Source organism: Flavobacterium sp., from assembly GCF_044371705.1.
GTDB lineage: Bacteria > Bacteroidota > Bacteroidia > Flavobacteriales > Flavobacteriaceae > Flavobacterium.
On sequence record NZ_JBILTE010000158.1, the window covers coordinates 1 to 5,778 of the forward strand.

Annotated in this window: 4 protein-coding genes; all 4 read left to right on the top strand. The window is 30.7% G+C overall.

The window, feature by feature from the left end:
- The coding region (locus ACIQ2S_RS10365; protein ID WP_396175680.1) for a hypothetical protein at nucleotides 1–261 on the top strand (261 nt) is incomplete at its 5' end.
- 126 nt (nucleotides 262–387) lie between these two features.
- Complete coding sequence (locus ACIQ2S_RS10370) at nucleotides 388–2,559, top strand: NHLP family bacteriocin export ABC transporter peptidase/permease/ATPase subunit (RefSeq protein ID WP_396175682.1); 2,172 nt, start codon at nucleotides 388–390, stop codon at nucleotides 2,557–2,559.
- Nucleotides 2,560–2,569: 10 nt separating this feature from the next.
- Nucleotides 2,570–5,473, top strand: a complete 2,904-nt coding sequence (locus tag ACIQ2S_RS10375) for an NHLP bacteriocin export ABC transporter permease/ATPase subunit (protein ID WP_396175684.1) — start codon at nucleotides 2,570–2,572, stop codon at nucleotides 5,471–5,473.
- Between the two features lies 1 nt (nucleotide 5,474).
- Nucleotides 5,475–5,778: DUF7005 family protein (locus ACIQ2S_RS10380; RefSeq protein ID WP_396175686.1), on the top strand; the 304-nt coding region annotated here is incomplete at its 3' end.

A 5,778-nucleotide genomic window follows, 5' to 3' on the forward strand; every position in this document is an offset into this window, starting at 1 on the left:
ATTACTCAAAAAGGGATGCTAAGAACAGTGAAAAATGAACAAATGGTGCAGGGTTTATTATCAATGGGGACTCTATTTGAAGTCTATGTAGATTTTGAAAAAAATGATGCTAATTATAGTGGTTTTAAATGGACCTCCGCAAACGGTCCTGAAATTGAAATAAATGAAGGCACATCTTGTTTTGGAAAAATAACAGTACACAGTGAAAAGCCAATTACATTAGTAATTCCAGCCTTGAAAAAATTCTTTGATCTTTATTAAAGTTCTTAAATACTGAATCAACAATTTTTGTTTTTTATACTGAGCAATCATACTATGCATTTTATATGGATTTTTATTTTATGTAAAAAGCAAGAAAAATATTAAATTAATAATTATATCTAAGTAATGAAAGACTATTCTAAATACAAATTCCCAAAAAGAGTAAAAACTCCAAGTATTCTTCAAATGGAAGCTGTTGAATGTGGTGCTGCTGCATTAAGTATCATACTGAGCTATTATGGTAGATATATCCCTCTTGAAAAATTGAGAGTAACCTGTGGGGTTTCAAGAGATGGACTTAAAGCAACAAATATAATAAAAGCGGCCAAAGAATATGGTCTTGAGGCTAAAGGGTTTGCAAAGTCCATAGAAAAATTGATGGAAATGGAAATGCCCGCTATTCTTTTTTGGAATTTTAATCACTTTTTGGTTTTAGAGGGATTTACTAAAAACAAAGTATATTTAAGTGACCCTGCCCAAGGACGTTATACGGTTAGTTACGAAGAATTTGACGAAGCATACACTGGAGTTGTCATTACACTAAAACCTAGTGAAGGATTTATTAAGGCAAATGAAAAGAAAAGTTTTTTTTTATCGCTTAAAGAAAGAATTGAAAATTCAAAAATTGCAGTTGGCTATGTTTTTTTGGTAAGTTTATTCTTGGTTATTCCTGGTTTAATTATCCCCTCCTTTACTCAAATATTTATAGATAAATACCTCATAAATAATTTGAATGATTTTTTGATGCCACTTCTTCTGTCAATGCTACTTTTACTTGTTGTGAATAGTGTGTTAGTACATCTTCAACAGTACTTTCTATTAAGATTTCAAACCAAACTTTCACTGGCTAGTTCAAGTAAATTTTTGTGGCATACTTTAAGACTTCCTATTTCCTTTTTTTCTCAAAGATTTAGTGGAGAAATAGCCAATAGAGTGGGCCTTAATGATAAAGTTTCAAAATTGTTAAGCGGTGATTTAGCAAATGCCGGTCTTAATGTACTTGTTATTGTTTTTTATGTCATATTAATGTTTTCTTACGATGTTATGCTAACATCAATTAGTATTTTTTTAGCATTAATAAACATTGTAGCTATTAAATGGGCTTCAAAAGCCAGAAAAGAAGGCAGTAGATTAGTGGCTAATGAAAGTGGTAAGCTAATGGGATCAACTATCTCTGGTATAAGTATGATTGAAACTTTAAAAGCATCAGGAAGGGAAAATGATTTTTACACCACTTGGGTAGGTTATTTGGCAAAAGTTACGAATGCTCAACAAAAACTTTCATGGCTATCTATCAGGCTTAATATACTTCCGCCATTGTTAATGGGTCTTACGAGTTCGTTAATTCTAGGGATTGGTGCCTTAAGAGTTATGGACGGTGTATTAACTTTAGGGATGCTTGTTGCTTTTTTATATTTAATGAACAATTTTTTTAATCCTGTAAACCAATTGGTACAATTAGGAGGCCTATTACAAGAAACAGAAAGTGATATGACAAAAATTGATGATGTGTTAAATTATGAAATCTCGGAACCAAACAAAACAAGTAATGATTTTTCTTATGAAAATAGTCATAAACTCATTGGATATTTTGACATGAAAAATGTAACTTTCGGTTACAATCCTACCATGCCTCCTTTAATTGAAAACTTTGATTTGCATTTAAAGCCAGGCAGCAGGGTTGCACTTGTTGGAGGGTCGGGAAGTGGAAAATCAACCGTTGCAAAAATTGCCTCAGGCTTATTTGAACCATGGCAAGGTGAAATACGGTATGACAGTAAGTTACAAAATGAAATTGATAGTTTAATTTTTAAAGAATCAGTAGGCGTTATAGACCAAGAGGTTATACTATTTAATGGAACTATAAAAGAAAATATATCTTTTTGGGACTCCAAAATTCCTGATAAACACATTATTCAATCCGCAAAAGATGCTGATATACATGACGTAATATCTGCTAGAAAAGACGCTTATGACAGCATGGTATCCGAAAGAGGAGCCAATTTCAGTGGGGGTCAAAGACAAAGAATTGAAATATCAAGAGCTCTTGCTCTAAATCCTTCTTTTTTAATTTTAGATGAAGCAACTAGTGCTTTAGATTCCGTTTCGGAAAAAAACGTCATGGATAATATTAAAAAAAGAGGTTGTACTTGCTTAATTGTTGCACATCGATTAAGTACTATTATTGATTGTGACGAAATTATTGTGATGGAATTAGGCAAAATTGTCGAAAGAGGAAACCATAGTGAATTAATAAGAAAAAATGGGGTTTATAAAAATCTTATTGAATCCAAATAAATATTTTAATATGAGCGAAAACATTACACATATATTAGAACAAAATCAATCATTTTTTCTAGACAAAAAAGATAGATTTTGGATGGTTTCATCTGGTGAAGCTGAAGTATTTTATGCCTTTATTGATACTGATGGTAAATATATAAGTAAATTAAACTATTTGTTTTCAGTCAAACAAGGCAATTTATTATTTGGACTAGATAACGATATTGATGATAATTTTAAACTAATTGTAGTTAGTAAAAATTCTAAATTAATTGAAATAAAAGTTGATAAAATACAAGAATTAGATCAAGTTTATTTCAAAAGTATGTTTGAAAAATGGATAAGCGATATTGTTTCAAATATCGCATTAAAACAAAATCCAAGAGACTTTAAAAACATTGAACAAACTGGAAGTTTTGAGCTTGTTGCAAAGACATCATTGCTGCCCACTAAAGGTAAGTATTGGTTTAAATTAAAAAAGGGGGAACTAAATTATTTTGACAATGAATTTTATGAAATAAACGATGAGCACTATTGTGTAATTGCCAAAGAATTTTGGGTTCAAGTTCTTGAAGAAGAATCTACAATAGACGTAATTAATACGTATCAATTACTAAAAGATTATAGCAACTTATTAACTACGTTAGATAAATTAAAAAAACTGATCACTAAAATTATACTCGATGACTTTCAGATTAAATTTAAAAATGAAACCATACGATTTGAAGAAAAAAATAAATTTGAAAAATCTAATCTGTCCAAAGCGTTAAAAATTATCTATTCAATTGTAGGTAAAGAATATAAAGCAGAATATTTTCAACCTGAAAATCAAACAGTCAATAATAACTTATTTAAAGCTTGTAGCAAAATAGCAATTTCCGATGGTTATCAATTGACCCCTCCAAAATTTTTAGAATCATACAATACAAATACAACCAATCAATTATTTGCAATTGCACAATCTTCTAATCTTAGAATAAGAAAAGTAATTCTAAGAGGTGTATGGTGGAAAGATGATAATGGACACCTTTTAGTTTTTTCTCAAAATGATAAAAAACCGCTTGCCTTGATTCAAAAATCCCCCGCCAATTATGTGTTAATTGATCCTGAGACAGACGAAGAAACAGTTGTAAATTATGAAGTTGCAGAAAGCCTCGAACCTATTGCCTATATGATTTTTTATGGCTTTGTTGAAAAAATTGATTCGCTAAAAAAACTTGTGAGCCTAGGTATAAATGGTCTAAAAAAAGATGGCTTATACATTATACTAGCAGCATTAGCAGGCAGTCTTTTAGGATTATTAATACCCATAATGTCTGGGTTAATGTTTGATGATGTCATTCCAGATGCAGACAGAAGCTATCATATAGAAATTTTTACAATTATGATTGTAATTGGTTTAGTTTCTTCTGGAATTCAACTTTTACAAGGCGTTTTCCAATTGCGATTTGAAACAAAATCATCATTGAATTTACAAGCAGGTGTCATGGATCACATGTTAAGATTACCTGTCACATTTTATAAAAAATTCTCATCTGGGGATTTAACCAGCAGGGTTTTAAGTATAAACTCCATTAAACAAGTTCTTTCAAATACGGTTATTAGCTCTTTATTGAGTGGTGCTTTTTCGATAGTAAATTTAATCCTTTTATTTTATTATCAATCAAGCTTAGCTTGGGTAGGCGTTGGACTTGCCGTTGTAGCAATTATATTTATCACAATAGTTAGTTTGAACAAATTAAAATATGATAGAGAAGTATCAGATTTACAAGGAATAATTCATGGTAAATTATTTGAATTTTTATCAGGTATCACAAAAATTAAAATAACGGGAGGTGAAAACAGAGTTTTTTCTCTTTGGGCAAAAGAATTTTCTAACCTAAAAAGATTAGGTTTTTATTCAGGAACTAGACAAAATTATGTAGATACTTTTAATGCTTCATTTCCATTATTTAGCAACATTGTGTTCTTTAGCATTATATATTATATGATGACAAATGCGGCAAGTACAGGTGCTATTATTTCAGTTGGAGCTTTCATGGCTTTTATAAGTGCTTTTAATCAATTTTTAAGAGATTGCCTTAAAATGTGTTTCTCTGTAATTTCATCATTACATGTTATTACAATGTATGAACGTGTAAAACCTGTTTTAGAAGCAGAAACGGAAAGTCAATCAGCAAGTACAGACCCCGGTGAGTTAAGAGGTAGTATAGAAATGAATTCAATTTCTTTTAGATATGAAGAAAATCAACCACTTATATTAAATGAAATTTCTTTTAAAATTGAACCGGGAGAAATGGTCGCATTTGTTGGCACCTCAGGGTCAGGCAAATCAACTATTATGAGACTGTTGTTAGGATTTGAAACTCCAGAACTTGGCTCAATTTATTATGATGGAGATGATTTCACTAATATGAATAAAGAATTAGTACGAAAACAAATAGGTGTTGTTTTACAAAACGGTGCATTGATGTCAGGTAGCATTTTTCAAAATATAATAGGTAACTCCGAATTGACATTAGATGACGCTTGGGAAGCCGCTCGAATGGCCGGTATGGAAGAAGATATTAAACAAATGCCCATGCAAATGCATACGGTAATTAGCGAAGGAGCTGGAACATTCTCTGGTGGACAACGGCAGCGTTTAATGATTGCTAGAGCAATTGTTCACAAACCTAGACTTATTTTTATGGATGAAGCCACTAGTGCTTTAGACAATAGAACCCAAACAATTGTCTCTGAAAGCTTAGATCGACTTAAAGCAACACGAATTGTTATAGCTCATAGACTTAGTACTATAAAAAACGCTGATAGAATTTTGGTGTTAGATAAAGGTACCATAATTGAACAAGGAAGCTTTGAAGAATTAATGGAAAAAAACGGAATTTTCGCAGAATTGTCAAAAAGACAAATCTCTGAACAAGAATAAAATGACAAATAGTAATCATAGTAATTATTTAAAAAATCTCAACCTTAATGATCACGTTATTGAGGAAGTATTGAACTATACCGAAAATAAATTTAAAAGAAATGCTAATTTATTTAAACCAAATAATTTATTTTTAGAATTTTGGAACAGTTATAAATTAGAGGCATCAGATATTGGCATAATTCAAACGCTAAAACAATACTATTATCAATTTTTATTTCCTGTAGAAGAAGGTATTTCTAAATCTATAGAATACCGCAACGCTACATTAAAGGGTTTGTTGCCTGTTACACTAAATGAACATC

What these genes read in the sequence shown, in the direction of transcription:
- ACIQ2S_RS10370 (WP_396175682.1), top strand. Translation starts at nt 388, where the DNA reads ATGAAAGACTATTCTAAATACAAATTCCCAAAAAGAGTAAAAACTCCA.
- ACIQ2S_RS10375 (WP_396175684.1), top strand. Translation starts at nt 2,570, where the DNA reads ATGAGCGAAAACATTACACATATATTAGAACAAAATCAATCATTTTTT.